We start from the raw sequence: 26,465 nt of genomic DNA, 5'->3' as shown, positions 1-26,465 counted from the left end.
CTGGCCCAGAACCCTTGCTAGCCGGAAAGGGTATTCGCGGACCCGGAGAGACCATGCTGCGTGCGCTTGCCCTTCTTGTCTGTCTTGCCTCACCGCTGGCCGCGCAGGACAGCCGCCTCGAGCGGCTTGACATGGGCGATGCCGCCCGCGCCTGGGAGGCGGTGGGGCGGCTCGAACTGGGCGGGCGCGGGTTCTGCACCGGCGCCCTCATTGCGCCCGATCTGGTGCTGACGGCGGCGCATTGCCTTTATGACAAGACGACCGGCGCGCGACTCGATCCGGCGCGGATCGAATTCATGGCAGGTTGGCGCAACGGGCGCGCCGCTGCCTATCGCTCGGTGCGGCGGGCCGTCACCCATCCCGCCTATGATTTTGCAGGCCAGGTCACCTCTGAGCGCGTGCGCAATGATGTGGCGTTGCTGGAGCTCTATCACCCGATCCGCAACAGCCATGTCACCCCGTTCGAGACCGACGAACGCCCGCGAAAGGGCCAGCAGATCGGTGTGGTGAGCTATGCCAAGGACCGGTCCGAGGCCCCGTCCCTGCAACAGGTCTGCGAGGTTCTGGCGCGACAGGACGGGGTTCTGGTCATGTCCTGCGATGTGAATTACGGCGCGTCCGGCGCGCCGGTGTTTTCGTTCGAGGGGGGCCGCGCGCGCATTGTCTCGGTGGTGTCGGCCATGGCCGAGGTTGACGGGCGCAAGGTCGCGCTCGGCACGCAACTGCTCGAGCCGCTCGACACCCTGCGCGCGGCGCTTGATGCGGGGCAAGGCGTCTTTCAGGAGGCCGCGCCGAAAATGCTGTCCTCGGGCACGCGCCGCGACACGGGCGCCAAATTCGCGCGGCCGTGAGGGGGCTTTTTGCTCTTGTGCTGGCGCTGATGACGGGCGGCGCGGCGCTGGCGCAAAGCGGGCTGGACCGGCTGACGCAGCGTGATCAGCTTTTCGGGTGGGAGGCGGTCGGGCGGCTCGATATCGGGCGCGCGGGCTATTGCACCGGGGTGCTCATCGCGCCCGATCAGGTGCTGACGGCGGCGCATTGCCTTTATGATCGCAGCCGCGCGCCCGTGCGCGCGGGCAGCCTGCGCTTTCGTGCCGGGCTGCGGGACGGGGTGGCGATCGCGGAAAGCGGGATCAGCGGCTATGTGGTGGCGGCGGGTTACGACCCGGCCAGCGGCATGGCGGCGCAGAATGTGCGCCGCGACGCCGCACTTTTGCGCCTTGCCACCCCGATCCCGAGCGCCGTGGCCGCGCCTTTTGCCCTTCATGGCGCGCCCGCGCCCGGACAGCGGGTCAGCCTTGTGTCCTATGGCCGCGACCGCGACGAGGCCCCGTCCTGGCAGCGCGATTGCGGGATGCTGTGGCAGCAGGACGGGTTGATGGCGTTCGACTGTGACGTGATCTTCGGCTCTTCGGGCGCGCCGGTCTTTGCCCGCTCCGGCAGCCGCGCGCGGATACTGTCGCTGGTCAGCGGCGGCACCACGGCGGGGCGTCAGGTGGCGTTCGGGATGGACCTTCCCGCGCTTGTCGACGATCTCAAGCGCGCGTTGCGCGCCCAAGGGGCCAGCCCTGCGGCACCCGGCTTCAAGCGCGCCACGGTCGGGCAGGGGCAGGCCTCTGGCGCGCGTTTCGCACGGCCCTGAGGTGTCTTTCGGGGGTCTTGACAGGCCGCTTTCCCCTTCCCAAATCTGTGTGGTCCCGGTGCCATTACGGGCCGGGCAGATGCGCCTGTCCCGTGAGGGAAGGCAAAATTGTTATCGCTTCAAGGAGGATGACCATGCGTAACTTCGATCTTGCACCGCTTTACCGGGCCACCGTCGGCTTTGACCAGATCGCCGACCTGCTTGACCGGGTGATGGCCAGCGACGTGAGCCAGCCGACCTATCCGCCCTACAACATCGAAAAGACCGCCGATGATGCCTATCGCATCTCGATCGCGGTCGCGGGCTTTGCCGCCGAGGATCTGGGCGTCGAGGTCAAGGAGGGCGCGCTCGTGGTCACGGCGCGCAAGCGCGAGGAGGATGAGGGCCGCACCTATCTGCATCGCGGCATCGCCACCCGCGCGTTCGAGCGGCGCTTTCAACTGGCCGATCATGTCCGCGTGACCGGGGCCAGCCATGCCGACGGGATGCTCCATATCGAGCTTCAGCGCGAGGTGCCCGAGGCCCTCAAGCCCCGCCGCATCGCCATCTCCAGCGCCTACAAGGCGTCCGACAAGGACGTGATCGACGCCGAAAAGGTGAACTGATCCGAAAGGGCTGGCCCGGTCGATCCGCGACCGGGCCTTTGACCTTTACGCCGCCTTGACCATCCGCGCCACCGGGGCGCTCCCTTCGATCAGGGCGCGGTGAAGGGCGATAATGCCCTGCTCCATCTCTCCCGCCCCGATCACGAATTGCACATCCACCCCGCGCGGCGTCTGATGGGCGGCAACCACGTCGATCTCTGCATTTTCCAACGCGACGAGGCCACGGCTGAGCACCTTCAGCCCCTTGAGATCCCGCCCGATGGGCGACACAAGCGCGAGGGTCCGCGCGGAAACCTGCGCCGCCGGATAAAGCGCCTCCAGATCCCGCGCCACGCGCCGCACCGTTTTCAAGGAGGCCTGCACGTAATGGGTGATCGTGTTGGCGTTCGAGGTCTTGGAGACGATCCAGACATTGTGCCGCTTGAGCGCGTCGAGAATCGCGGCGTCATAACCCTTGACGCCCACCATGTCCTGTTCGAACAATTCCAGCGCAACCACCTTGAGACCGGTCACGATCTCGACCGCCGGGGTATCGGTCGGCTGATCGTCGATCAGCGTGCCGGGATCGCCGGGATCGAAGGCGTTGGTGACGCGCAAGGGCACCTCGGCCTGCCGCAGGGTCTTGGCGGCCTTGGGATGAATCGCCTCCATCCCCAGGTTGGAGAGCTGATCGGCCACGTCATAATTGGTGTGCCCCAGCTTGCGCACGGCGTCTTCGCCCACCAGTTTCGGATCGGCCGAGGAGAGGTGAAATTCCTTGTGAATGATCGCCTCGCGCGCGCCCGTGTGGGCGGCGATGCGGGCGAACGTGACCTCGGAATAGCCGCGATCAAACTCGCGCATCAGGCCTTCGCTGCATTGCGCATAGCCGGTCACGATGGGCATTTCGGTCTCGAGATCCACATCGCTCAACCCCGCCGCAATCCGCTCGGCCAAGGTATGCTCGGTCTCGTCGCGCCAGCCGCTGAGGTCGATGAAGCGCGCATTGACGCCCGCGCGCTGCAACAGAAGCGTGGTGACAAAGGCCGAATGCGCCTCGCCCAGACCCGAGAGCAGTTCGCGGATGACCATCATGTGATCGCCAAGGCGAAAATGCCCATAGGAACACAGCCGTTGCAGATCGAAGAGGCAGGACCGCGCGCCCTCAATCCGCTCGCGCACGAATTCATCGGCCATGCTGCGGTCGCCGGGATTGTCGAGGATGTCGCCATGCGCGGCGCGCATCGCGTGGCCCACCTCGGTCAGCGCATCAAGCCAGCCGTGATCGTCATCGTTGTTGGCAAAGCGCGCATAGACGCCCGGTTGCCCGGATTTCTTGTGCTCCAGCAACAGGTTGGTGATGCCGCCAAAGGCCGAGACGACGAACGCGCGCCCATAAAGCGCCGCGCCCGTCCGGTCCCCGATAAACAGTGTGTCCAGCAGTTCATTGACACGGCTCATTGACGTGCCGCCGATTTTCTCGACGGTATGGGTTGGAAATGTCATATCCCTCATGCCGGGGCTTTGCGCCCCGACCCTCTCAGCTTGTTTCGAGCGAATAGGAGCCGTCGGCCTGATGCACTTCCTTGCCGGTCACCGGCGGGTTGAAGCAGCAGGCCATCACAAGCTCTTCGTCGGCGCGCAGGGTGTGGCGGTCGTGCTTGTCGAGCGCATACATGACGCCGGGCTTGATCTCATGCGTCTCGCCAGTTGCCAGATCGGTGATCGAGCCTTTGCCCTGCATGCAATAGACGCTCTCGAAGTGGTTCTTGTATTCGAACGTGTGTTCCGATCCCGGCTCGAGGAACGTGATGTGGAACGAAAACCCCATCCCGTCATCCGCGAGCAGCATCCGCACGCTTGACCATTGCGCATCCGAAACAACCCGGTTGCGTTCTTCCTCGATGATCTTGTTGAAGTCTCTGACGATCATTTTGCGTTACTCCGCAGCTATTTTCTGGGTCTCGGTCACATCCCGCACCGCCTGCGCGAGGATGTCCAGCCCTTTGGCAAATGTGTCTTTCGGCGTGGTCAGCGGAGCAAGCACCTTGACCACCTCATCGCGTGCGCCCGAGGTCTCGATGATGAGGCCCTTCTCAAAGGCCCGCGCGCAGATAGCGCCCGCCAGATCACCGCAGCCCACATCGACGCCCTGCATCATGCCGCGCCCCTTGAGGCGGGCACCGGGGATTGTGTCGGCGATGCGCGACAGCGCGTCGCGCAGCATCGCGGCCTTTTCGGCCACCTCGTTCTGGAAGGTGTCGTCCTTCCAGAACTTCTCCAGCGCCACGCGCGCGGTGACAAAGGCATGGGTGTTGCCCCGGAACGTGCCGTTATGCTCGGCCGGGCCCCAGATATCATGCTCGGGCTTGATCAAGAGCGCGGCAAAGGGCAGGCCCATGCCGGAAAAGCTCTTGGCCATGGGGATGAGATCCGGCTCGATCCCCATTTCCTCGAAGCTGAAGAAGGTGCCCGTGCGCCCGCAGCCGGCCTGAATGTCATCGACAATCAGCAGCGCGCCGTGATCCTTGGCGATCCGCGCGATGCCCTGCATGAAGGCGGTGGAGGCAGCGTTCAACCCGCCCTCGCCTTGCACCGGCTCGATGATGAAGGCGGCGGGCGCATCGACGCCGCTTGACGGGTTGCCGAGCATTTCCTCGATGATGCGCAGGCTGTTCACATCCGCACCAAAGGCACCCTCGAACGGCATATGCGTGGTGCCGCAGAGCGATCCGCCGCCCGCGCCCGCGCGCTTGCCCGCATTGCCGGTGCAGGACAGCGCGCCCATGGTCATGCCGTGAAACCCGTTGGTAAAGGCAATGATGTTGCGCCGACCCGTGACCTTGCGTGCCAGTTTCATCGCGGCCTCGACCGCGTTGGTGCCCGTGGGGCCGGTCATCATCACCTTGTAGTCCATGTTGCGCGGTTTCAGGATGATCTCCTCGAACGCGCGCAGGAAATCGGCCTTGGCACCGCTGTGCATGTCAAGGCCGTGGGTGATGCCATCGGCGGTGATATGGTCAATCAGCGCGGCCTTCATGTCCGGGTCATTGTGCCCGTAGTTGAGCGACGAGCACCCGGCGAGAAAGTCGATATAGGTGCGGCCCGTCGCATCGGTCAGTTCCGAGCCGGTCGCCCTGACGAAGGACGTGGGAAAGCTGCGGCAATAGCTGCGCGCCTCGCTCTCGCGGCGGGCATAGATTTCAAGATCGTCTGATTGCTCAGTCGGCATGGCATGTTCCTTCATGTGATCGGGGGATGGCGGAGAGGGGGCCCGAGGCTCAGGCCGCCTTTTTCATCCGCTCTTTCATGGTGATCGTGACCATGTATTCGGTGTCGTGCAGATCGTCGAAATGCTGTGCTTTCGTGAAATAGGGCGCGCTGGTCAGGGCGGCGTCCTTGATGCTGGTGAACTTGCGAAAGAGCGCCCAGCTCGCGGCATTGTCGCGGGTGATCGTGGTCTGCAGCCGCGTCACGTTCTTGCACACCTCGCGCGACAGAAGCCCGCGCAGCATCAGCGTGCCAAGACCGGTGCCGCGCGCCTTTTCCGAAACGGCGACCTGCCAGACAAAAAGCGTCTCGGGATCGTCCGGCAGGAGATGGCCCGACACCCAGCCCACGATCTCACCGTCCATCTCGGCGACGATGCAGGTGTCGCGGAAATGGTCGCACTGGATCAGGTTGCAATACATGGAATTTTCGTCGAGCGGCTTGCACTCGCGGATCAGGCGCCAGATCGCGGCCCCGTCCTCTGCTCCCGGCTTGCGCAGGGAAGGCATGGTTTTTCGAAACATTTCCATCGCATGTCGCATGAGTGCAGGCCTCTGTTGTTGCTTTGATTGACTAAATAAAATACTTAGCTTATAAAATCAACACCTGATCCGAAAATATCACATCTCCGTCAAACAAGTCTAAAAACGGTGGTTTTCGGGGAATAATCCGTAATTTAAATGTTCAATATGCGAATTAAAGACCACAGGGGGCCAGAGATTGCAATTGAGTGAAAGCTTTGCGACCATTGCTTCGATCACCAAAGGAGGCCGCATGGATCGCACTGACCAGAGCCTGATCGCGCTGCGCCGCATCCTGCGCGCAACCGAGATCTACGGACAGAAACTCGCCAATGCGGCTGGGGTGACTGCGGTGCAGTTCCGCGTGCTGCAAATCGTCGCCGAGCGCGGCCAGACCACCGCCACCGACATCGCGCGCCGGATGCGCGTCAGCCAGGCGACGGTGACCTCATTGGTGGACAAGCTTGTGAAACACGGCATGGTCACGCGCGAGAAATCCGCAGCCGACCGCCGACAGACGAACATCGTCATCACGCCGCGCGGGCGCGACACGATCCGCCGCGCGCCCGATGCGCTGCAACAGCGCTATGTGCGGAAATTCGAGGCGCTTGCCGATTGGGAGCAGGCGCAGCTTGTCGCCTCGCTCGAACGCATCGCAGCCATGCTCGATGCCGACGCGCTGGATGCGTCGCCCGTGCTCGACACGGGCGATCTGCGCGACGCGTCCTGATTGGGCTCAGCCGTAGACGGCTTCCTTGCCGAAATGCTTGGTCAGCATGTAATAGACCACCGCGCGATACTTGTTGCGCTCGGACCGGCCGTAGGTTTCCAGCACCTGATTGATCGCATCCGTCAAGGCGGGGCTGTCGGCAAGGCCCAGCTTCCTGATCAGGAAATTGGTCTTGACCGTTTCAAGCTCTGCGGGCTGTCCCGCCGCCACGGTCGCCGCATCGGCGTTGTAGATCGCGGGGCCACACCCGATGGTCACCTTGGTGAGCAGGGCCATATCCGGCTCCATCCCGCATTTGTTGCGCAAATCGTCTGCGTAGCGCGCAATCAGATCGTCACGTTTTCCCATGAAATCACTCCCTATGTCCCGGCGCCTCCCGGACGGCCATTCACCGCGCCCGCACGAACGCACCGCGGGAAACATACCCAGACAGGCGCGGGCCGCAAAGGGAAAACGCGCAGCCTCTTCCCCGCGCATGTCTTGAACGGCGGAAAACAGTTCTTAAGTGAAAGAAAGGTCTTTGAACCTTGACTCGACGCCGGAGACCCGACGCCATGAGCCAGACGATCACAGCCGAAATCGGTTTGCCGCAAAACCCCACGCGCCGCCGCTCTGACGGCCCGCTTTGCCCTGAACGGCAATCCGCCTGTCATGCGGCGGGCCTGCCGCTTGCCTATGATCCCGCGCAAACGGGCTGGGTGCCATCGGGGGCCATCGACGATTTTCACACGCAGGCGATTGTGCCCTCCGCCTCCGCGCGTCTGGGCTTTCGCGCGTGGCGGAGCGGGGATATTGACCGGTTCCATGCCCTGCTCGACGATCCGGAGGTCTGGGCCTTTCTGCCGCAGCCCTATCCCGCCCCACTCAGCCGTGCCAATGCCGCCACACTTGTCGAGTTGGCCAATGCCAGCCCGCATCACATGGTCCACGCCGTTACGCACCGGGGCGCGCCCATCGGGCAGGCGCGGCTTGAATTCGCGGGGCAAGGCCGCGCCGAGATCAGCTATTGGTTGGGCCGCGCCTATTGGGGTCGGGGGTTTGGCCGCGATCTTGTGCGCGCCTACACGGCCTTTGCGGCGACCGAAGCGGGCGATATCCACACGATCTTCGCCCGGATCCACCCCAAGAACACCGCGTCGCGCCGCGTGGTGCAATCCGCAGGCTACACATACGAAGGGCCGGACCCACAGGATCCGGCCCTCGATCTCTTTTCGCGCGCCGTTCAGTAGCGGTAGTGCTCGGGCTTGAAAGGGCCCTCGGGAGACACGCCGATATAGGCCGCCTGTTCGGGGCTGAGCTGCGTGAGCTTGACACCGATCCGGTCGAGATGCAGCCGCGCGACCTTTTCATCGAGATGCTTGGGCAGCACGTAAACCTCGTTGCCGTAGTGATCGCCCTTCGTCCAAAGTTCGATCTGCGCCAGCACCTGATTGGTGAAGGACGCCGACATGACAAAGGACGGGTGCCCGGTGGCATTGCCGAGGTTCAGAAGACGCCCCTCGCTGAGCAGGATGATGCGATTGCCCGAGGGCATCTCGATCATGTCCACCTGTTCCTTGATGTTGGTCCATTTGTGGTTCTTGAGGGCCGCCACCTGGATTTCATTGTCGAAATGGCCGATATTGCCGACAATCGCCATGTCTTTCATCTCGCGCATATGCTCGATGCGGATCACGTCCTTGTTGCCGGTGGTGGTGATGAAGATATCGGCCGTGGCGACCACATCCTCCAAGAGAACCACCTCGAACCCGTCCATCGCCGCCTGAAGCGCGCAGATCGGATCGGCCTCGGTCACCTTGACGCGGGCACCGGCGCCGCGCAGCGACGCGGCAGAGCCTTTGCCGACATCGCCATAGCCCATCACGACCGCAACCTTGCCCGCCATCATCGTGTCGGTGGCGCGGCGGATACCGTCCACAAGCGATTCCTTGCAGCCGTATTTGTTGTCGAATTTCGACTTGGTCACGCTGTCGTTGACGTTGATCGCCGGGAAGGGCAGTTGGCCCTGCTTGTGCAGATCATAGAGACGGTGCACGCCGGTGGTGGTCTCCTCCGACACGCCCTTGATCTGGTCGCGCAGCTTGGTGAACCAGCCGGGGCTGGCGGCCATGCGCTTGGCGATCTGCGCCTTGATCACCTCTTCTTCCTCGGATTGCGGCACCGGGATGATCTCCTCGCCCGCCTCGGCGCGCGCGCCAAGCAGCACGTAGAGCGTCGCATCGCCGCCATCGTCGAGGATCATGTTCGGCCCATCCGGAAACTGGAACGAGCGGTCGAGATAATCCCAGTGCTCTTCAAGGCTCTGGCCCTTGATTGCGAACACGGGCGTGCCACCCTCGGCAATCGCCGCCGCTGCGTGATCCTGCGTCGAGAAGATGTTGCAGCTTGCCCAGCGGACATCGGCGCCAAGCGCGGTCAGCGTCTCGATCAGCACGGCGGTTTGAATGGTCATGTGCAGGCTGCCCACGATCCGCGCGCCCTTGAGCGGCTTTGCCTCGCCATATTCGGCGCGCAGGGCCATCAGGCCCGGCATTTCGGTTTCGGCGATATCAAGCTCCTTGCGGCCATAGGCGGCAAGCGTGATGTCCTTGACGATGTAATCCTGTGCCATCGGGGGGTGGCTCCTTACCATGCAAATTTGCATGGCAGATAGCACCGGCCCCCCCGATGGGCAATGCGCGTTTATCCGGCCACGCCTTCGGGCGCGGTGGCGGTGGTGCTGTTCCAGTGCTGGCCCGTGGCGACGATGCAGCTGACCCCGTCGGGCCGCGTGACGAAGACGGTAAAACTGCCGGTTTCGTCCGAGGCCCAGACCTCGAGCAACTGTTGCGGGGATTGCAGCCCGCCCCCGGCGAGATGTTCCTTGTAGCGCCCTTCAAGCCGCTCGATGAGGGCCGCGCGCGGCAGGCAGGTCAGGCCCTGCGCCTGCGCCATGTCGGGCGGGGCGAGGGCTGCGGCGCCAAAGATGATCGCGGTGGAGCAAAGACGTTTGAACATGGGGGTCTCCTTTCATGCGGGCGCGGGATGCGCCGGTTTCATGTCAGAAATCTGGGAAACCCCGCGCCGTTTCGCACTAAAACTCGATGCACAAGCGCGTGTGGCGCGCGTGTGCGCCTCTGGCCTTGGCGCGCGCGCCGGGTTAGGTCAGGCCGATGACCAGGCTTACCTTCTCATCTCGCTCGGCACGGCTCCAGTATCACCTTTTGATGGCGCTCTTCCGGCTTGCCGTGACGCGCGGCCTTTATGGCCGGTTCGCGCGGGGCCTTGCGCGATTGTTTCCCGAAGGTAACGCCGTTTCTGTCCACGAGGGTGACGCGCCTCCGTTCCGCATCGCGCTCGGCGACGGTTATTGGACCCGCTTCGCGCTTTATCGTGCGCCCTACGAGCCCGAGGTTGCCGCCGTCCTGCGCGCTTGTGCCGGGGCCACGCCGCTCTTTTGCGATTTGGGGGCGAACAAGGGCTGGTGGACGACCCGCGCCGCGCCGCTTTTTGCACGCGTGATCGCGGTCGAGGCGTCGGCGGCCACCTTCGCCGAATTGCGGGCCAATGCCGCGCACCTGCCCAACGTCACCCTGCACCGGGCCGCCATCCATGCGCGCTCGGGCCAGACGCTCCGCTTTGTGAACACGCATCTCAGCCACGCCTCGGCGCGGTTGATGGGCGACACCCCGGCGGCGGCCGTGGACAAGATCGAGACCGTGCGGACGCTGGCCATTGACGACCTCGTGCCCGAGGGCGTGGCCGCGGTGATCAAGCTCGATATCGAGGGGGCGGAGAGTGCCGCCATCGACGGGGCTGCGCGCGCGCTGGCACAAGGGGCGGTGCTGATCTACGAGGACCACGGCAACGATCCGGCCTGCACGGTCAGCGCGCGCCTTCTTCAGGACGCCGATATGCGGCTGTTTTCCATAGATACGGGCTTGGTTCCCATGCCCGATCTCGCCGCCATCGCGGCGCGCAAGACCGATCCCTACACGGGCTACAACTTTCTGGCCGCGCAGGCCGGATCGCCGCTTTTGGCGGCACTCCGGCGACGTTTTTCGGACAAGTGATCCGTGGGGCAGGGTCCGGCAGGGCCGGAGGGCTGTTCCGTCAGAGGATCGCCATGGCCGACAGCACAAAGGTGCCGATGATCGCGCCATAGACGATCACGACGGCCTGCCAGGAGGCCGAGTGCATACGCAGTTCGCGGTTCAATTCGTCGCGGGTCATATTTGGCCTCCGTATCCTGAGGGTTGTCATCGCGCGACCGGCCTGTCGATCACACCCGCCACATAATGGAAATTTCTGTCCGCACAATGGCTGGAAACAGTTTTATTCATGCGTTTTCGGCAAGGTGTTGCAGCGCAGCATGCATAGCGCACGAAAGCGGAATTCCGGCGTTCGGAACCGGCATCGCGCGCCCGCCTTGACAGGCCCCGTCAGGCGATGACGGAGCCCGCCGATCAGGCCGGTATACCCTGCAACGGCATCACCTCGAGCACGCCCTCGCGCCGTGCCCGGATCGCCTGTGCGGCCGCGTGAGAGCCCGCCAGCGTGGTGAAATAGGGGATGCGGTCATAAAGCGCGACCGCACGGATCTCGCGGCTGTCCTCGACCGCCTGCGCGCCCTCGGTGGTGTTCATCACCAGAGCAATCGCGCCATCCTTGAGCATGTCCACGATGTTGGGGCGGCCCTCATAGACCTTGTTGACCACCTCGCAGGCGATCCCCTTCTCCGTGAGGAAGGCACCCGTGCCGCGCGTGGCGACAAGCGCGAAGCCAAGGCTGGTGAGGATGTCCGCCGTGTCGATCAGTTGCGCGGTCTTGTCGCTGTCGCGCACCGACACGAACACCGTGCCGCCTTCGGGCAGGGTCACGCCCGCGCCCATCTGCGCCTTGAGAAAGGCGCGCGGGAACGACACGTCCCATCCCATCACCTCACCGGTAGAGCGCATTTCGGGGCCAAGGATCGTATCGACGCCGGGGAAGCGGGCAAAGGGCAGCACCGCCTCCTTGACCGAGAACCACGGCATGTCCGGGTCCGCCAGCGTCATCTGGTCAGCCATCGGCAGGGTGCCGGGGCGCGTATCGCGCGGATAGGGGCCGCGATGCGGAAATGCCTCAAGGCTTTCGCCCGCCATGAGCCGCGCGGCGATGGAGGCAATGGCCGAATCCGTGGCCTTGGCCACGAACGGCACGGTGCGGCTGGCGCGCGGGTTCACCTCGATCAGGTAGATGTCATCGCCCTTGACCGCGAATTGCACGTTCATCAGGCCCACGACGCCAAGCGCGCGCGCCAGCGCCTCGGTCTGGCGGGTGATCTCGTCGATGATCCCGCGCGGCAGCGAATAGGGCGGCAGCGAACAGGCGCTATCGCCCGAATGCACGCCCGCCTCTTCGATATGCTGCATGATGCCCGCCACATGAACGCGGGTGCCGTCGCAGAGCGCATCCACATCGCATTCGATGGCCCCCGAAAGATAGCTGTCGAGCAGCACCGGGCTCTTGCCCGACACGACCACCGCCTCGGAAATGTAGCGCTCCAGATGGGCCATGTCGCGCACGATCTCCATCGCGCGGCCACCCAGCACGTAGGACGGGCGGATCACCAGCGGAAAGCCGATTTCCTCGGCGATGGCCAGCGCCTGCGCATCCGTGCTGGCGATGCCGTTATGCGGCTGTTTCAGCCCCAACCGGGTAACGAGCGCCTGAAACCGCTCGCGGTCCTCGGCCAGATCAATCGCGTCGGGCGTGGTGCCGAGAATGGGGATGCCCTCGGCCTCGAGCGCGCGGGCGAGTTTCAGGGGCGTCTGCCCGCCGAATTGCACGATCACCCCGTGCAGCGTGCCGCGCTCCTGCTCCACGCGCAGAATTTCCATGACATGCTCGAAGGTGAGCGGCTCGAAGTAAAGCCGGTCGGAGGTGTCGTAATCGGTGCTGACCGTCTCGGGGTTGCAGTTGATCATGATCGTCTCGTAGCCCACGTCCGAGAGCGCGAAGCAGGCGTGACAGCAGCAATAATCGAACTCGATCCCCTGTCCGATCCGGTTGGGGCCGCCGCCGAGGATCACCACCTTCTTGCGGTCCGAGGGGCGCGCCTCGCATTCCACCTCGCCCATCATCGGGGCCTCGTAGGTGGAATACATATAGGGCGTCTGTGCCTCGAATTCGGCGGCGCAGGTGTCGATGCGCTTGAACACGGCGTGCACGCCAAGGTTCCGGCGCGCGCGGCGCACCTGATCCTCGTCGCGGCCCGTCAGCGTGGCCAGCCGCGCATCGGTAAAGCCCATCATCTTGAGGCGGCGCAATCCGTCCTCGGTCATCGGCAGGCCGTCGCGGCGGATGCGTTCCTCGGCCTCCACGATCTCGCGGATGCGGGCGAGGAACCACGGATCATAGGCCGTGGCGGCGTTGATTTCGTCATCTGTCAGGCCATGGCGCATCGCCTGCGCGATGGTGCGCATCCGGTCAGGGGTGGCCACCGAGAGGGCGCGGGTAATCGCGGCCTTCTCGGGGGCACCCTCGATGGCGATTTCGTCAAAGCCCGTGAGGCCCGTCTCCATCGACGCGAGCGCCTTTTGCAGGCTCTCGTGGATGGTGCGGCCAATCGCCATCGCCTCACCCACCGATTTCATCGCGGTGGTGAGATGCGGCTTGGCTCCGGGGAACTTCTCGAAGGCAAAGCGTGGGATCTTGGTGACGACATAATCAATCGTCGGCTCGAAACTGGCGGGCGTCACCCTCGTGATGTCGTTGTCCAACTCATCCAGCGTATAGCCCACGGCCAGCTTGGCCGCGATCTTGGCAATCGGGAAACCGGTGGCCTTGGATGCCAGCGCCGAAGACCGCGACACGCGCGGGTTCATCTCGATCACCACCATGCGCCCGTCTGCGGGGTTGATCGCCCATTGCACGTTGGAGCCGCCCGTCTCCACCCCGATCTCGCGCAAGACGGCAATCGAGCCGTTGCGCATCATCTGGTATTCCTTGTCGGTCAGCGTCAGCGCCGGGGCCACGGTGATCGAATCGCCCGTATGCACGCCCATCGGATCGACGTTTTCGATGGAACAGACGATGATCGCGTTATCAGCGCGGTCGCGGACCACCTCCATCTCGAATTCCTTCCAGCCCAGAAGGCTCTCGTCGATCAGGATCTGGCTCACGGGCGAGGCATCGAGGCCGGATTTGCAGAAATGGATGTAATCGTCGCGGTTATAGGCGATGCCGCCCCCCGTTCCGCCAAGGGTAAAGGCCGGGCGGATGATCGCGGGCAGGCCCACGTAATCAATCGCCGCCATGCACTCTTCCATGGTGTTGGCGATGGTGGCCTTGGGGTTCTCGATGCCGAGCCGGTCCATCGCCTCGCGGAAGAGCTTGCGATCCTCGGCCATTTCGATGGCCTGCCGGTTGGCACCGATCAACTCCACGCCGAATTTTTCCAGCACGCCCATATCGGCCACCGCCAGCGCGGTGTTGAGGCCCGTTTGCCCGCCCATGGTGGGCAGGAGTGCGTCGGGGCGTTCCTTCTCGATGATGCGCGCCACCACTTCGGGCGTGATCGGCTCGATATAGGTGGCGTCCGCCAGCCCCGGATCGGTCATGATCGTGGCGGGGTTGGAGTTCACGAGGATGACGCGGTAGCCTTCCTCGCGCAGCGCCTTGCAGGCTTGCGCGCCGGAATAGTCGAACTCGCAGGCCTGTCCGATGATGATGGGCCCCGCGCCGATGATCATGATGGATTTGATATCGGTTCTCTTCGGCATGTCGGTCCCCTGACGGCTGGCAGCGGGCGCGGGCCGAAGGGGCCGCGCGCCCAAATTCTCGGGGGTTATAGCTATCGTCCGCCGGGGCGCAAGGGGCATTGCCGACCGGCCCTCAGGACATGCCCGGACCCTCCGGCGCGGTATCGAGAATCACCCGGTCGAGCGCGCCCATCCCCGCGCCATCGCGCTGCGGATAAAGGATCAGCCGGTCGATCACCTGCCCGGCCAGCGCCCCGGCCTCGAAGGTCACGTAACTGGCCTCGGGCGTGGTGAATTGCTCGCGCGCCACCAGATGTGCGCCCAGATAGCCCTCGGCCCGGATCACCGGCGTGCCCGCCTCGGCCTGCCAGTCGAGCGAGACGAAGGTGAAGGGCGCGTCGCGCAGGATCGCCAGCGCGCCGGGTGCGTCCATCCCGCCCTCGATTTCATGTGGCCCGTCGGTGCCGTCGCCCGATTTGCCGGGGCCCGAGATCACAAGGTTGCGCGTCACGAGGCGAAATCCGTCCTCGGCCATCTCGGGCGGGGCCGCGCCCGCACCATGTCCCTCGAACCCGAGCGAAACCGGCCCGGCCCCCGCGGCCCCTGCCAAGAGTGCAAGCACGGCTGCCCCCGTGTGCCGTTTGACCCTCGCTGCCATGTCCCCGCTCCGTGCACGCCCCTCGCGCGCCAGCGTCGCGCGCGCCAGCCACGCTGTCAACGCCATCCCCCTGCGCGAATCCGTGGCAAAGCGACGTTTTTGTGGGTGGCGCGTGCGGGTAGCAAGGCTAAATAGCCCCTACCACGCTGGCGGAGTCATCATGCGGATCAGGTTCGACCACGGCCCCGACGGGGCGGCTTGCGCCTTTGCTGCCCCCGAGCGCCTCATCGTGGCGCAGGAGGCGGCGGAGGTGGCACCTGCGCTTGCCGCGCTCGATGCGGCGCGGGCGGGTGGGGCCTGGGTCGCGGGCTTTGCCAGCTACGAGATGGGCTTCGCGCTCGAGCCGCGCCTTTTGCCTCTGATGCCCGCACGCCGCCGCCTGCCGCTCTTGCAGTTCGGGGTCTATGATGGCCCGCAGGCGGCGGCGGCGCTGGCCGCCTGTCGCGCCGCACTGGGCCGCGCACGGCCCGAATGGGACGCCGCGCGCTATGCGCAGGCCTTCGCGCGGGTTCACGCGCTGATAGGCGCGGGCGACATCTATCAGGCCAACCTGACCTTTCCGCTTGCCCTTGCCGCCACCGGCAGCGCGCAGGCGCTTTTTGCCGCGCTCGCCGCAGTGCAGCCGGTGCGTTATGGTGCCCTGATCGAGGCCGACGGCTTGCCCGCGATCCTGTCGCGCTCGCCCGAGCTTTTCTTTCGCACCGATGCCGCAGGCGGGATCGAGACGCGCCCCATGAAGGGCACGCAACCCCGCAGCACCGACCCGGCCGAGGATGCGCGGCGGCGCTTCTTCCTGCAATCGGACGAGAAGAACCGCGCCGAAAACCTGATGATCGTGGACCTTTTGCGCAACGATATCAGCCGGGTGAGCCTGTCCGGCTCTGTCCGAGTGCCCGAGCTTTTCACCGTCGAGAGCTATGAGACCGTCCACCAGATGACCTCGCGCATCACCGCGCGGCTTTTGCCCGGCACGGGCCTTGCCGCGATCCTCGGCGCGCTCTTTCCCTGCGGCTCGATCACCGGCGCGCCCAAGATCCGCGCGATGGAGATCCTCGCCGGGGTCGAGGCGCGCGCGCGCGACATCTATTGCGGCACCATCGGCTGGGCCGCCCCCGATGGGCGCGCCGAATTCAACGTGGCCATCCGCACGCTGATGCTGGAGGGGGGCGCGGCGCGGCTCGACGTGGGGGGCGGCGTGGTTCATGACAGCACGGCCGCGGGCGAATACGAGGAGGCGCTGTGGAAGGCGCGCTTTGCCCGCCTTGCCGCGCCGGTGACATGAGCGGCTATTCTGCCGCCCGCTTCAGCCCCGCCGCTTCGTCCCGATAAAGGTAGTCGCGGGTCAGCGGCACCGCGTCCTGTTTCGGTGTCATCTGGAACTGGAACACCACCTGATTGTAGAGCCGAAAGGTCAGCTCGCTGGCAATGAGGTAATAGCGCCACATCCGGCAGAACCGATCATCATAGAGCGCGCGCGCCTTGTCGATATTGGCCTCGAACCGCGCGCGCCATTCGCGCAGCGTCTCGGCATAGTGCAGACGCCAGACCTCGACATCGGTGGTCACCAGCTTGTGCCGCTCCACCGCCGACACCGCCTCGGACATGGACGGGCAGTAACCGCCGGGGAAGATGTATTTGAGGATCCACGGGCTTGTCGCCGCAGGCGGCCCCGCGCGCCCGATCGTGTGGATGAGCGCCACGCCGTCATCGGCCAGAAGCCGCCGCACCGTGGCGAAATAGGCGTCGTAATGCGGCACGCCGACATGCTCGAACATGCCCACCGACACGATGCGGTCGAAATGTCCCGTCACGTCGCGGTAATCCATCAACTCGAACCGCGCCCGGTCTGCCAGCCCCGCTTTTTCGGCGCGCATGTTGGCCATGGCGTGCTGTTCGCGCGAGAGGGTGACGCCCGTGACATCGGCCCCGAAGTCGCGCGCGAGCATCAACCCCATACCGCCCCAGCCGCAGCCGATATCGAGCACGCGCATCCCCGGCTCTATCAGCAGCTTCTTGGCGATATGCTGTTTCTTGGCCTCTTGCGCCTCTTCCAGGGTCATGCCCTCACGTGCGAAATAGGCGCAGGAATATTGCCGGTCCGCATCAAGGAAGAGATCGTAGAGATCGCCCGACAGGTCATAATGATGCGCCACGTTGGCCTGTGCGCGCGCCGCCGGGTTGAACTGATCCCACCGCCGCTTGAGCCAGCGCAGCGCCTCCAGCGGGCGGCGGAACGCGGGCTGTCCCTGTGCCGCGATGTTGACCATGGCAAGGCTGAGAAAGCCGTAGACATCATCGCCCTCGACGGTGAAGGAGCCGTCCATATACCCCTCTCCCACCCCCATGTCGGGCGAAAGCACGATGCGGCGCGGCAGGCTCGGGTCGCTCATCGCCACGGAGATTTCGGGGCCATCGCCGGGGCCATAGCTGCGCCGCACCCCGTCGGGATATGTCACATGAAGCCGCCCCTGGCGGAAGAAATGGCGCAACAGCCGGTCAAGCGCACTGGTCCACATCGCACACCTCCAATCCCGCGCCTCATCGGCGCATTCTTCGGCGGTCTGTTCCTGCTCCACTCCCCCCTATTCTACCGAAATCGCCTTGTCTGTAAACGGCTTCTGCCGTGCCCCCGAGACGAACGCATTAGGCCGGTATCGGTGTGCGCAGGACAGGCCGACGCCGAGGGAGGGGCGCTATCGCTGCGTTTCGAGGACGGGCAGGCGGCCTTGCGATCCGGGCCTGGTGGCACGTCAGGACGCGGGTCGCAAAGAAAAAGGGCCGGTCCTCACGGACCGGCCCCCGACATGATCTTTCGGCAGGACCTATTCCTGCTGACCCATGAACATGAGCAGGAACTGGAACATGTTCAGGAAGCTGATGTAGAGGCTCAGCGCGCCGTCATAGGCGGCCTTGTCCAGCCATTCCTGATCGCCATGCGCGGCATGGGCGACATAGGTGCTCTTGATCTCCTGCGTGTAGAAGGCCGTCAGCCCCGCGAAAATCAGCAGGCCGATGGCCGAGATTGCGAACATCATCGCGGGCGATTGCAGAAAGATGTTGAGGATCATCGCCACGATCAGGCCGATCACGCCCATGATCAGGAAGGTGCCCCAGCCCGAGATGTCCTTTTTCGTGGTGTAGCCCCAGAGCGAGAGGCCGGCGAAGGCAATCGCCGTCACGAGAAAGGTCTGCACGATCGAGAAACTGGTAAAGACCAGAAAGATCGAGCTGAGCGAGATACCGATCAGCGCCGCGAAGCCGAAGAAGGCAAGCTGCACGCCCGCAGCCGACGCGCGGCGCATCACAGCGCCCCAGCCAAGGAAAATGAACGCAAGCGGTGCCAGCATCACCACCCATTTGAGCGGCGAGAGATAAAGCGCCGCACCAAGGCCCGAAAGCAGCTTGCCGTTGGGAAGCTGCGCGGCGGCCGCCGAAGGATCGGTGGTCACCGCCAGCCCGGCGATGGCCCATGCCGCCAGCGCGGTGATGAGCATGCCGACGGACATGGTGCCGTAGACCTTGTTCATGTGCGCGCGCAGGCCCGCGTCAATCTCGGCGGTGCGAACGCCCGGCGCCGTCCGGATTGTGTTGAACTCTGCCATAGATACCTCCAGTTGAATGGCCACCCCGTCGCGGGGCTTTGGGGGTAATATCGGCAAGGCAGGCGGGCGTTTCAAGTATTTCCGACGGTTTTCCGCATGTTTTTGCGCGGGGGCCGCGCAACGGCCCGTGAATCACGCAGGCAGGTCCCAGAACGGGCGTCCCGCCTCGTGCTTTGCCTCGGCGCGGGTCAGGCCCAGATCGGCCAGCGCGGCGTCATCCAGCCGCTCGAGCGCGCGGCGCTGCTGCCAGACCGCGATCATGCGCAAAACGGCAGAGCGGTGCGGCAGGTCAAAGGGCAGGGCGGGGGCAAGGGCGCGGGGCGACATGGGTTATCCTTCTCTTGACGTGACGCGGTGGTCATGGTCCATCTCTCGCGTTGATCTTTTCGCGCAATCGGATCAATTTTGAAAATGAATGTTTGTGGAATGCACCATCACAAGGATTGAACGATGCGCAACCTCGACATCGCCACCCTGCGCGCGATCGTCGCCGTGGCCGATCATGGCGGCGTCACGCGGGCGGCGGCCATGCTCAACCTCACGCAATCCGCCGTCTCGATGCAGATCAAGCGGCTGGAAGAGATGCTGGGGCTTGCGCTGTTTGACCGGGCCAACCGGCGCGTGGCGCTCACGGCCTCGGGCGAGCAGCTTTTGCGCTATGCCCGGCGCATTCTCGACCTCAATGACGAGGCCGTGGCGCGGCTGACCGAGCCGGTCTATGAGGGCGAGTTGAGCCTCGGCATCCCGGATGACATCGTCTACCCGGTCGTGCCGCGCGTGCTCAAGCAGATCAACGCCGCCTATCCGCGTGTCAACGTCAACCTGCGCGCCAGCAATACCGTGCGGTTGCGTGCGGCGCTTGCGCGCGGCGAGATGGACCTGATCCTGACCACCGAGGAAGGGGTGGAGCCCGGCGGCGAGACCCTGACCGAAATCCCCCTGCGCTGGAGCGGGGCGCGGGGCGGGCACTGCTGGAAGCGCCGCCCGCTGCGCCTTGCCTTCACGCGCACCTGCATTTTCCGCAGCGTGGTGGAGCGCCGTCTCGATGCGGCGGGGATCGACTGGGAAATGGCGGTCATCTCGGACGATGTGCGCGCGGTCGAGGCGTTGGTGAGCGCCGATCTTGCCGTGGGGGCGCTGCTGGAGACCTCGATCCCGTCGCAGCAAGAAGCGATTGCGGCAGGCGATGCGCTCCCCGATCTTGGGGCGCAGAAAATCAACCTCTATGCGCGCGCGGGCGGCGATCCGCTGATCGGGGCGATGGCCGGGTTTCTGCGGCAGGGCTTCGGCTGCGAGGCGGCGGTGGCGGCGCGGCCCCGCCCGGCGCAGTCGGACGCGGCCTGAGCGCCCCCGAGGTGCCGATACCACCGGGCAGAGCTTGCACGTCAATGGTGGGGCTTACCTGTCGTCGTGACCGGGGGCGGTGGTGACCACGACCTTGCCGGTGGATTTGCGCGCGCGCAGCAACTCGAGCGCCTCGCCCGCGCGCTCCAGCGGCAAAACATGGCTGACATGCGGGCGCAATTGTCCGGCCTCATACCAGTTCAGAAGCCGGCGCAGGCTGTCGGTCACCACCTCGGGGCGGAATGTCAGGTAGCCGCCCCAGTAGAGACCCATCACGCTCAGGTTCTTGACCAGCAGATGATTGGCGGGGATTTGCGGCACCTCGCCACTGGCAAAGCCGATGCTGAGAATCCGCGCCTCGGGACGGCAGGCGCGCATCGCGGCCTTGAACTGTTCGCCGCCCACCGGATCATAGACCACGTCCACGCCGCCAAGCGCGCGGCAGGTCTCGCGGATATCGTCCCTGGCCGCATCGATCAGGTGATCGGCCCCGGCGTCGCGCGCCGCGGCAAGCTTGTCGGCCCCGCGCGCGCAGGCGATGACTCGCGCGCCCATCAGCTTGCCGATCTCCACCGCCGTCAGGCCCACGCCCCCCGCCGCGCCGAGAACGAGCAGCGTCTCGCCCGGACGAAGCCGCGCCTTGTGGTCGAGCGCGACATGGCTCGTGCCATAGGCGATCTGAAAGGCCGCGGCGTCGGTAAATCCCATGGCCTCGGGCAGCACCACGGCGCGCGCCGCCGGAAAGGTGCCGAATTCGGCAAGCCCCCCCTGACCGCCGAACACCGCCACCCGGTCGCCGCGTGCCAGCCCCTCGACGCCGGGGCCAAGTGTCTCGACGGTGCCCGCCACCTCCATCCCGAGGGTAAAGGGGGCCTCGGGCGTGTCCTGATACCGGCCCTCGATCATCAGCAAATCCGCGAAGTTGAGCCCGCAGGCGGCGATGCTGACGCCGATTTCGCCCGGTCCGGGGGGGGACGCGACGATCTCGGCGATGGCGGGGGCGGCTCCTGTCCGGGCGATGTGATAGGCGCGCATGGGGGTCCTCCTCGTCTGCCTGGGCGTTGTGGGTAAGCGGGTGCTGCGGGTCTGTCTATCCGATTCGCGCGCCGGTGGCCCGCGTGATGCTGACGTGATGATGACGTTACGTAAGCATCTATCCAATCGGGTAGATACCCGCATAAATTGCGGGACCTTTGATCAAATCCCTCGCGGTAAGCGCGAAAAATCTTGTAACGCAAAGGAATTTTGGTAGGGTCACGGGAACGCTGCTGGGATGCGTGGCGGTCGTTTGTCGACACGGGGATTTGATCGCCCGTGTTATTGTCAGGTAGTTTATCGAGAGGAAAGAACATGCCGCACCCCGTGGATGTCCATGTTGGCAAGCAGATCCGGCACCGCCGCTGGTTGACGGGTATGACCCAGCAACAACTGGCAGAGGCGGTCGGGATCAAGTTCCAGCAGATCCAGAAATACGAGACCGGCGCGAATCGTGTGAGCGCATCGCGGCTGTGGGATATCGCCGAGGCGCTGGAGGTGGACATTTCGTTCTTTTTCGACGGGCTCACCAAGGAAGAGGGCGGCGGGACGACGCTTCCGGCCGATATCATCGGTGACAAGGAGGCGCTCGATCTGGTGCGCTCCTATTACGCGATCCCGGAAAACCAGCGCCGCCGCCTGTTCGATCTTGCCCGCGTGTTGAGCGAGGTGGCTTGAGGCCATCCGCCCTGCAGGCTATGGCACCCACGAACACTGTGGTGGGGCCGGACAATGGATCACGATGCGATCATGAAAACCGCGCACGCGCTGGCGGATGCCGCGCGGGCGGCGATCCTGCCCTATTTCCGGGGCGATGCGCTCGATACCGAGAACAAGCACGCCTCGGGCGGGTTCGATCCCGTGACGGCGGCCGACCGCGCCGCCGAGCGCGCGATGCGCGACGTGCTGGCGCAGATGCGCCCCGGGGACGGTATTCTGGGTGAGGAATACGGTGCGCAAGAGGGCACAAGCGGTCTGACCTGGGTGCTTGATCCGATCGACGGCACCCGTGCCTTCATGGCGGGCGCTCCCACCTGGGGGGTGCTGGTCGCGGTGGCAAACGGCAGCGGCCCGATCTACGGTCTCATTGACCAACCCTATATCGGCGAGCGGTTCGAGGGCGGATTTGGCCGCGCGCGGATGACCGGGCCGCAGGGCACGCGCGTCTTGCGCACCCGTGGCAGCCGGCCACTGGCAGACTGCGTGCTGTTCACCACCTTCCCCGAAGTGGGCAGCCCCGAAGAGGGGGCCGCTTTCGCCGCCCTGTCGCGGCAGGTGAAACTGACGCGTTACGGGCTCGATTGCTATGCCTATGCGCTGCTCGCCGCCGGACAGATCGATCTGGTGGTGGAGGCGGGGCTGGCGGCCTATGACATTCAGGCCCCGATTGCCGTGATCGAGGCAGCAGGCGGCATCGTGACGGATTGGAACGGGGACCCCGTGCATGAGGGCGGCCGCGCCGTCGCGGCGGCAGGTCCCGAGCAACACGCGGCGGCGCTCAGGATCCTGTCGGGTCTGGCCTGATCTCAGCCGAAGATGCGCGGTTTGAGTTTGAGGATTGTCGCGCCCATTTCCGCGCTGATCTCGCGCGCTGCCGCAAGCGCCTCCTGATGCGCGCCATAGCCCTTGGCGACCGCCGCCTCGATGGTGGCACTCTGCACCAACGCGGCCACAAGCGCCGGATGATCGCGCGCATAGCCCGGCCCGAAGGCCGCATCTATGGCGGCAATGGCCTCCGAGAGATGACGGGCGGAATCGGTCATGGGAGGCTCCTTTCTCGTTGTCCGGAGGAAGTAGCGCGTCCGCCTGCGCGGTAAATCTCGGTCCCTGCGATTGTTTTCCGCGCCTGCACTCCGTATTCAGGCGCAGGACCACACCGACCGCGCGAAAGGGGAGACCATGGCCGAGACCGATGACGACCTGATCCCCGATCCGGCCCCCGAGGCCGAGGATGACACGCCGCTCAGCCGCGCGCGCATCTCGCGCATCATGTATGCGCTCGACACCGGGGACCGCGATCTTCTGTGGTCCGAGATGGAATCGCTCCACGCCGCCGACATCGCCGACCTTCTCGAGCAGATCAATGCCTATGACCGGCGCCGACTGATCACCCTCTACGGTCAGGAATTCGACGGCGAGATCCTGTCGGAACTGGACGAATCCATCCGCGAGGAGGTGATCGGCCTTCTGACGCCCGAGGTTCTGGCCGAGGCGGTGCGCGAGCTTGATTCCGACGACGTGGTGGACCTGGTCGAGGATCTGGAGGACGATCAGCAGGCCGCGATCCTCGATATTCTGGAGGACAGCGACCGTGTCGCGGTTCAGCAATCGCTCACCTATCCGGAATATTCCGCCGGTCGCCTCATGCAGCGCGAAGTGGTCATGGCCCCCGAACACTGGAACGTGGGCGAGGCCATCGATTTTCTGCGCAATGCCGAGGAATTGCCCGAACAGTTCTATCATGTGACGCTGGTCGATCCGCGCCTGCACCCGGTGGGCAATGTCACGCTTGGGCGCCTGATGGCCTCGCGCCGCGCGGTGCCCTTGCGCGATCTGGTGGAAGAGACGTTTCACCTTTTCAAGGTCACCGATGAAGAGGCCGATGTCGCCTATGCCTTCAACCAGTATCACCTGATTTCCGCGCCGGTGGTGGACGAGGACGGGCGGCTTGTGGGCGTCATCACCATCGACGACGCGATGATCGTGCTCGATGAAGAGCACGAAGAGGATATCCTGCGCCTTGCCGGGGTGGGCGAGGAGGGCGGCTTTTCCGGGCCGCTGATGGTGACGATCCGCAACCGGGCGCTGTGGCTTTTCGTCAACCTGCTGACGGCGATCCTTGCCTCTCTGGTGATCAACCGTTTCGCCGATACGATCGACCAGATGGTCGCCTTGGCCGTGCTCATGCCCATCGTCGCCTCGATGGGCGGCAATGCGGGCACGCAGACGATGACGGTGGCGGTGCGGGCGCTGGCCACGCGCGACCTGACCGCGCGCAACGCGCTGCGGATGATCGGACGCGAGATCACCGTGGGCGCGGCCAATGGTGCCGTTTTCGGCGTGGTGATGGCGCTTGTGGCGGGGGTCTGGTTCGGTGTGCCGGTGCTGGCCGCCGTGATCGCAGTGTCCATGCTGCTCACGCTGGTGGCCGCGGCGTTTGGCGGAATCGCCATTCCCATGGCGCTCGAGCGCGCAGGGATCGACCCCGCGCTTGCTTCGGGGCCGTTCGTGACCACGATCACCGATGTGGTGGGGTTCCTCACCTTTCTGGGCCTTGCCTCGCTGGTGCTGCTATGAGCGATCTGGCCGATGCCAAGGCCGCCGCGCGCAAGGCGGCCCTGGCCCGCCGCGCCGCCGCGCACCGCGCCTGCCCGCCGGGTGCGGCAGCCCTTTTGTCGTCGGTGCTGGCAGGCTATCGCGGCGTGCCGCTGGCGGGCTACATGCCGATCCGCTCCGAGATCGACCCCCTGCCCGCCATGGCCGAGGCCGCCGCGCATGGCCCTGTTGCGGTGCCGGTGATCGAGGGGGCGGGGCTACCTTTGCAGTTTTCAAGGTGGTCACCGGGCTGCGCGCTGCGCGACGGGCCGTTCGGGGCAAAGGTGCCGGAGGTGGATGACTTCATCACACCCGAGATCCTGATAGTGCCGCTGGTGGCGTTTGACCGCGCGGGCGGGCGGCTGGGCTATGGCGGCGGGTTCTACGACCGGACGCTGCAAGGGCTGCGCGCCCTGCGCCCGACCCTTGCCATCGGCTTTGCCTATGGCGCGCAGGAGGCCGAGGGCCTGCCGCTGGAGCCTACGGATCAACCCCTCGACATGGTCGTGACCGAAGCCGAGGTGATCGACAGGCCGCGCCGGGGCTGAACCGGGGCGGCGCTCAGGCCTCTGGACCAAGCCGGGCCCGCACCTCGGCCATGAAATCCTCGCCGCGCTTCTCGAAATTGTCGTATTGGTCAAAGCTGGCGGCGGCGGGGGCAAGAAGCACCACCTCGCCGGGTGCGGCCTCAGCCATGGCGCGGTCGACCGCGCGGGCCATGGTGGTGCAGATCTCGGCCTCCACGCCCGAAAGCCCCATGGCGAACTGCGCCGCCTCGCGCCCGATCACATAGGCCTTGGCGACATGGGGCAGGGCGGGGGCAAGCGCGCCCAGACCGCCCTCCTTTTCCAGACCGCCGCAGATCCAGCGGATGCGCTCGAAGGCCAGAAGCGCCTTGAGTGCGCTGTCCACGTTGGTGGCCTTGCTGTCGTTGACAAAGCGCACGCCGTCCGCCTCGGCCACAAGCTGCGAGCGGTGCGGCAGGCCCCTGAAACTGTGCAAGCCCGCCTCGATCACGCGCGGGGCAAGGCCAAGGCTGCGGCAGGCGGCATAGGCGGCGCAGGCGTTCTGGTGGTTATGCGCGCCGGGCAGGCCGGGGATGGCGCGCAGGTCGATGGCCCCCACCTGACGGCCCTTGCGGTATTCGCTCAGAAACCCCTTGCGGGCAAAGACCGTCCAGCCGGGGCCGGTCAGCTTGCCGCTGACCGAGATGCGGATCACCCGGTCATCGCCCGGCGCTTCGGAGAGTTGACCGGCAAGATAGCGCCCCTCGGGCTCGTCCACGCCGATCACGGCGCGGTCCGGTCCGCCCTCCGCAAAGAGCCGCCGCTTGGCCGCGAAATAGCCGCCAAGCCCGCCGTGACGGTCAAGGTGGTCAGGTGAGAAATTGGTGAAAAGGGCGATATCGGGGGTAAGCGCGCGCGCAAGATCGGTCTGGTAGCTGCTGAGCTCCAGCACCACCACGCCGCCCTCTCCGGGCGGGTCGAGATCGAGCACGCCGCGCCCGATATTCCCGGCAAGCTGCGCGGGATGGCCCGCCTCGGTCAGAATGTGGTGAATGAGTGCCGACGTGGTGGATTTGCCGTTCGATCCGGTGACGGCGATGACCTTGGGCGGCTGCTCGAACCCGTCCCACTCGGGCGTGGCGAGCGAGCGGAAGAAGAGACCGATATCGTTGTCGACCGGCACGCCCGCGGCCGTGGCCGCCGCAATGGCGGGATGCGGCGCGGGGTAGAGATGCGGGATGCCGGGGCTGGTGACGAGGCTGGCGATACCGTCAAAGGCCCCGGCGCGGGTGAGGTCCGTGACGGCGAGGCCCTCGGCCTCGGCGCGCGCGCGGCTCTCGGGGTTGTCGTCCCAGACCACCACCCCGGCCCCGCCCGCCAAGAGCGCGCGCGCCGCGGATAGCCCCGAGCGCCCGAGGCCCAGAACCGCCGCGCGCTGCCCCTCCATGCCCCGCACCCTGATCATTGCGCCCGTCCCTTCACGAAGCCGTCGGCGGCGCGAGAGTGCCCCGGCACCGCGGCGCGCGCAAGCGGG

Annotated in this window: 27 protein-coding genes; 12 read left to right on the top strand and 15 right to left on the bottom strand. The window is 65.5% G+C overall.

Annotated features, from left to right (window positions below; all coding sequences use genetic code 11):
• Positions 1 to 53 precede the first annotated feature (53 nt).
• The 3 genes from ABIE57_RS11825 to ABIE57_RS11815 all read left to right on the top strand — a co-directional run bounded on the left by ABIE57_RS11825 (position 54) and on the right by ABIE57_RS11815 (position 2,247).
• Positions 54 to 851 (top strand): trypsin-like serine peptidase, encoded by a 798-nt coding sequence (locus tag ABIE57_RS11825; protein WP_354539228.1) that lies wholly within the window; start codon positions 54 to 56, stop codon positions 849 to 851.
• Entirely contained in the window at positions 848 to 1,642 is a 795-nt protein-coding gene (locus ABIE57_RS11820; RefSeq protein ID WP_354539227.1) for a trypsin-like serine peptidase, read from the top strand. Before ABIE57_RS11825 ends, ABIE57_RS11820 begins: the two co-directional genes overlap by 4 nt.
• Positions 1,643 to 1,776: 134 nt before the next feature.
• Positions 1,777 to 2,247, top strand: a complete 471-nt coding sequence (locus ABIE57_RS11815) for an Hsp20 family protein (protein WP_354539226.1) — start codon at positions 1,777 to 1,779, stop codon at positions 2,245 to 2,247.
• Between the two features lie 45 nt (positions 2,248 to 2,292).
• On the opposite strand, the gene ABIE57_RS11810 is transcribed toward ABIE57_RS11815, so the two are convergent.
• Genes ABIE57_RS11810 through ectA form a run of 4 tightly spaced genes read right to left on the bottom strand, consistent with a single transcriptional unit; the run spans position 2,293 to position 6,026 of the window.
• A complete protein-coding gene (locus ABIE57_RS11810; protein ID WP_354539225.1) occupies positions 2,293 to 3,732 on the bottom strand; it encodes an aspartate kinase in 1,440 nt (479 codons plus the stop codon).
• Positions 3,733 to 3,766: 34 nt separating this feature from the next.
• Positions 3,767 to 4,159 (bottom strand): ectoine synthase, encoded by a 393-nt coding sequence (locus ABIE57_RS11805; RefSeq protein WP_354539224.1) that lies wholly within the window; start codon positions 4,157 to 4,159, stop codon positions 3,767 to 3,769.
• A gap of 6 nt (positions 4,160 to 4,165) precedes the next feature.
• On the bottom strand, positions 4,166 to 5,458 hold the full coding sequence (gene ectB, locus ABIE57_RS11800) for a diaminobutyrate--2-oxoglutarate transaminase (RefSeq protein WP_354539223.1): 1,293 nt from the start codon (positions 5,456 to 5,458) through the stop codon (positions 4,166 to 4,168).
• A 49-nt stretch (positions 5,459 to 5,507) separates the two neighbouring features.
• Positions 5,508 to 6,026 (bottom strand): diaminobutyrate acetyltransferase, encoded by a 519-nt coding sequence (ectA, locus tag ABIE57_RS11795; protein WP_354539222.1) that lies wholly within the window; start codon positions 6,024 to 6,026, stop codon positions 5,508 to 5,510.
• A 244-nt stretch (positions 6,027 to 6,270) separates the two neighbouring features.
• On the opposite strand from ectA, the gene ABIE57_RS11790 reads away from it, so the two are divergent.
• Positions 6,271 to 6,747: a MarR family winged helix-turn-helix transcriptional regulator gene (locus tag ABIE57_RS11790; protein ID WP_354539221.1), complete on the top strand. Its 477-nt coding sequence runs from the start codon at positions 6,271 to 6,273 to the stop codon at positions 6,745 to 6,747.
• A 6-nt stretch (positions 6,748 to 6,753) separates the two neighbouring features.
• Here the strand turns inward: ABIE57_RS11790 and ABIE57_RS11785 are convergent, their stop codons facing one another.
• Entirely contained in the window at positions 6,754 to 7,095 is a 342-nt protein-coding gene (locus ABIE57_RS11785; RefSeq protein WP_354539220.1) for a DUF2853 family protein, read from the bottom strand.
• A 206-nt stretch (positions 7,096 to 7,301) separates the two neighbouring features.
• Here ABIE57_RS11785 and ABIE57_RS11780 point away from each other — a divergent pair, with 206 nt between their 5' ends.
• A complete protein-coding gene (locus ABIE57_RS11780; protein WP_354539219.1) occupies positions 7,302 to 7,976 on the top strand; it encodes a GNAT family N-acetyltransferase in 675 nt (224 codons plus the stop codon).
• Here ABIE57_RS11780 and ahcY read toward each other — a convergent pair.
• Complete coding sequence (gene ahcY, locus ABIE57_RS11775) at positions 7,970 to 9,358, bottom strand: adenosylhomocysteinase (protein ID WP_354539218.1); 1,389 nt, start codon at positions 9,356 to 9,358, stop codon at positions 7,970 to 7,972. The genes ABIE57_RS11780 and ahcY overlap by 7 nt on opposite strands.
• 71 nt (positions 9,359 to 9,429) lie before the next feature.
• Complete coding sequence (locus tag ABIE57_RS11770) at positions 9,430 to 9,744, bottom strand: hypothetical protein (RefSeq protein WP_354539217.1); 315 nt, start codon at positions 9,742 to 9,744, stop codon at positions 9,430 to 9,432.
• A gap of 155 nt (positions 9,745 to 9,899) precedes the next feature.
• Here ABIE57_RS11770 and ABIE57_RS11765 point away from each other — a divergent pair, with 155 nt between their 5' ends.
• Positions 9,900 to 10,799 (top strand): FkbM family methyltransferase, encoded by a 900-nt coding sequence (locus ABIE57_RS11765; RefSeq protein WP_354539216.1) that lies wholly within the window; start codon positions 9,900 to 9,902, stop codon positions 10,797 to 10,799.
• Positions 10,800 to 11,192: 393 nt separating this feature from the next.
• On the opposite strand, the gene carB is transcribed toward ABIE57_RS11765, so the two are convergent.
• Both carB and ABIE57_RS11755 read right to left on the bottom strand, forming a co-directional pair.
• Positions 11,193 to 14,492: a carbamoyl-phosphate synthase large subunit gene (gene carB, locus ABIE57_RS11760; protein ID WP_354539215.1), complete on the bottom strand. Its 3,300-nt coding sequence runs from the start codon at positions 14,490 to 14,492 to the stop codon at positions 11,193 to 11,195.
• Positions 14,493 to 14,604: 112 nt separating this feature from the next.
• Positions 14,605 to 15,195, bottom strand: coding sequence for a hypothetical protein (locus ABIE57_RS11755; RefSeq protein ID WP_354539214.1), 591 nt, complete (start codon positions 15,193 to 15,195; stop codon positions 14,605 to 14,607).
• Between the two features lie 94 nt (positions 15,196 to 15,289).
• On the opposite strand from ABIE57_RS11755, the gene ABIE57_RS11750 reads away from it, so the two are divergent.
• Positions 15,290 to 16,411 carry an aminodeoxychorismate synthase component I gene (locus ABIE57_RS11750; RefSeq protein WP_354539213.1) on the top strand — a complete coding sequence of 374 codons (1,122 nt, stop codon included), beginning with the start codon at positions 15,290 to 15,292 and terminating at the stop codon, positions 16,409 to 16,411.
• Between the two features lie 4 nt (positions 16,412 to 16,415).
• Here ABIE57_RS11750 and ABIE57_RS11745 read toward each other — a convergent pair whose 3' ends face one another.
• The 3 genes from ABIE57_RS11745 to ABIE57_RS11735 all read right to left on the bottom strand — a co-directional run bounded on the left by ABIE57_RS11745 (position 16,416) and on the right by ABIE57_RS11735 (position 19,058).
• Positions 16,416 to 17,645 carry a class I SAM-dependent methyltransferase gene (locus tag ABIE57_RS11745; RefSeq protein WP_354539312.1) on the bottom strand — a complete coding sequence of 410 codons (1,230 nt, stop codon included), beginning with the start codon at positions 17,643 to 17,645 and terminating at the stop codon, positions 16,416 to 16,418.
• Between the two features lie 306 nt (positions 17,646 to 17,951).
• Positions 17,952 to 18,731, bottom strand: a complete 780-nt coding sequence (locus ABIE57_RS11740; protein ID WP_354539212.1) for a Bax inhibitor-1/YccA family protein — start codon at positions 18,729 to 18,731, stop codon at positions 17,952 to 17,954.
• 132 nt (positions 18,732 to 18,863) lie between these two features.
• Positions 18,864 to 19,058 carry a DUF1127 domain-containing protein gene (locus ABIE57_RS11735; protein WP_354539211.1) on the bottom strand — a complete coding sequence of 65 codons (195 nt, stop codon included), beginning with the start codon at positions 19,056 to 19,058 and terminating at the stop codon, positions 18,864 to 18,866.
• Between the two features lie 123 nt (positions 19,059 to 19,181).
• Here ABIE57_RS11735 and ABIE57_RS11730 point away from each other — a divergent pair, with 123 nt between their 5' ends.
• The gene (locus ABIE57_RS11730) at positions 19,182 to 20,075 is read left to right on the top strand and encodes a LysR family transcriptional regulator (RefSeq protein WP_354539210.1); all 894 of its coding nucleotides are present in this window, start codon (positions 19,182 to 19,184) and stop codon (positions 20,073 to 20,075) included.
• A 54-nt stretch (positions 20,076 to 20,129) separates the two neighbouring features.
• Here the strand turns inward: ABIE57_RS11730 and ABIE57_RS11725 are convergent, their stop codons facing one another.
• Positions 20,130 to 21,110 (bottom strand): NADPH:quinone oxidoreductase family protein, encoded by a 981-nt coding sequence (locus ABIE57_RS11725; protein WP_354539209.1) that lies wholly within the window; start codon positions 21,108 to 21,110, stop codon positions 20,130 to 20,132.
• Between the two features lie 315 nt (positions 21,111 to 21,425).
• Here ABIE57_RS11725 and ABIE57_RS11720 point away from each other — a divergent pair, with 315 nt between their 5' ends.
• Both ABIE57_RS11720 and ABIE57_RS11715 read left to right on the top strand, forming a co-directional pair.
• Entirely contained in the window at positions 21,426 to 21,788 is a 363-nt protein-coding gene (locus ABIE57_RS11720; protein ID WP_354539208.1) for a helix-turn-helix domain-containing protein, read from the top strand.
• A gap of 54 nt (positions 21,789 to 21,842) precedes the next feature.
• Positions 21,843 to 22,634: an inositol monophosphatase family protein gene (locus tag ABIE57_RS11715; protein WP_354539207.1), complete on the top strand. Its 792-nt coding sequence runs from the start codon at positions 21,843 to 21,845 to the stop codon at positions 22,632 to 22,634.
• 2 nt (positions 22,635 to 22,636) lie between these two features.
• On the opposite strand, the gene ABIE57_RS11710 is transcribed toward ABIE57_RS11715, so the two are convergent.
• Positions 22,637 to 22,873, bottom strand: coding sequence for a hypothetical protein (locus ABIE57_RS11710; RefSeq protein ID WP_354539206.1), 237 nt, complete (start codon positions 22,871 to 22,873; stop codon positions 22,637 to 22,639).
• Positions 22,874 to 23,009: 136 nt separating this feature from the next.
• On the opposite strand from ABIE57_RS11710, the gene mgtE reads away from it, so the two are divergent.
• The gene (gene mgtE, locus ABIE57_RS11705; protein ID WP_354539205.1) at positions 23,010 to 24,407 is read left to right on the top strand and encodes a magnesium transporter; all 1,398 of its coding nucleotides are present in this window, start codon (positions 23,010 to 23,012) and stop codon (positions 24,405 to 24,407) included.
• On the top strand, positions 24,404 to 24,973 hold the full coding sequence (locus ABIE57_RS11700) for a 5-formyltetrahydrofolate cyclo-ligase (RefSeq protein WP_354539204.1): 570 nt from the start codon (positions 24,404 to 24,406) through the stop codon (positions 24,971 to 24,973). The genes mgtE and ABIE57_RS11700 overlap by 4 nt, the downstream gene beginning before the upstream one ends.
• Before the next feature lie 13 nt (positions 24,974 to 24,986).
• Here the strand turns inward: ABIE57_RS11700 and murD are convergent, their stop codons facing one another.
• A complete protein-coding gene (gene murD / locus ABIE57_RS11695) occupies positions 24,987 to 26,396 on the bottom strand; it encodes a UDP-N-acetylmuramoyl-L-alanine--D-glutamate ligase (protein ID WP_354539203.1) in 1,410 nt (469 codons plus the stop codon).
• Positions 26,397 to 26,465 lie beyond the last annotated feature (69 nt).

Origin of the sequence: Roseovarius sp. MBR-6, from assembly GCF_040547525.1 — a bacterium.
Lineage (GTDB): Bacteria > Pseudomonadota > Alphaproteobacteria > Rhodobacterales > Rhodobacteraceae > Roseovarius.
The sequence above is the reverse complement of the archived record's forward strand: the minus strand, read 5'-3'. Positions and strand labels throughout refer to the sequence as shown.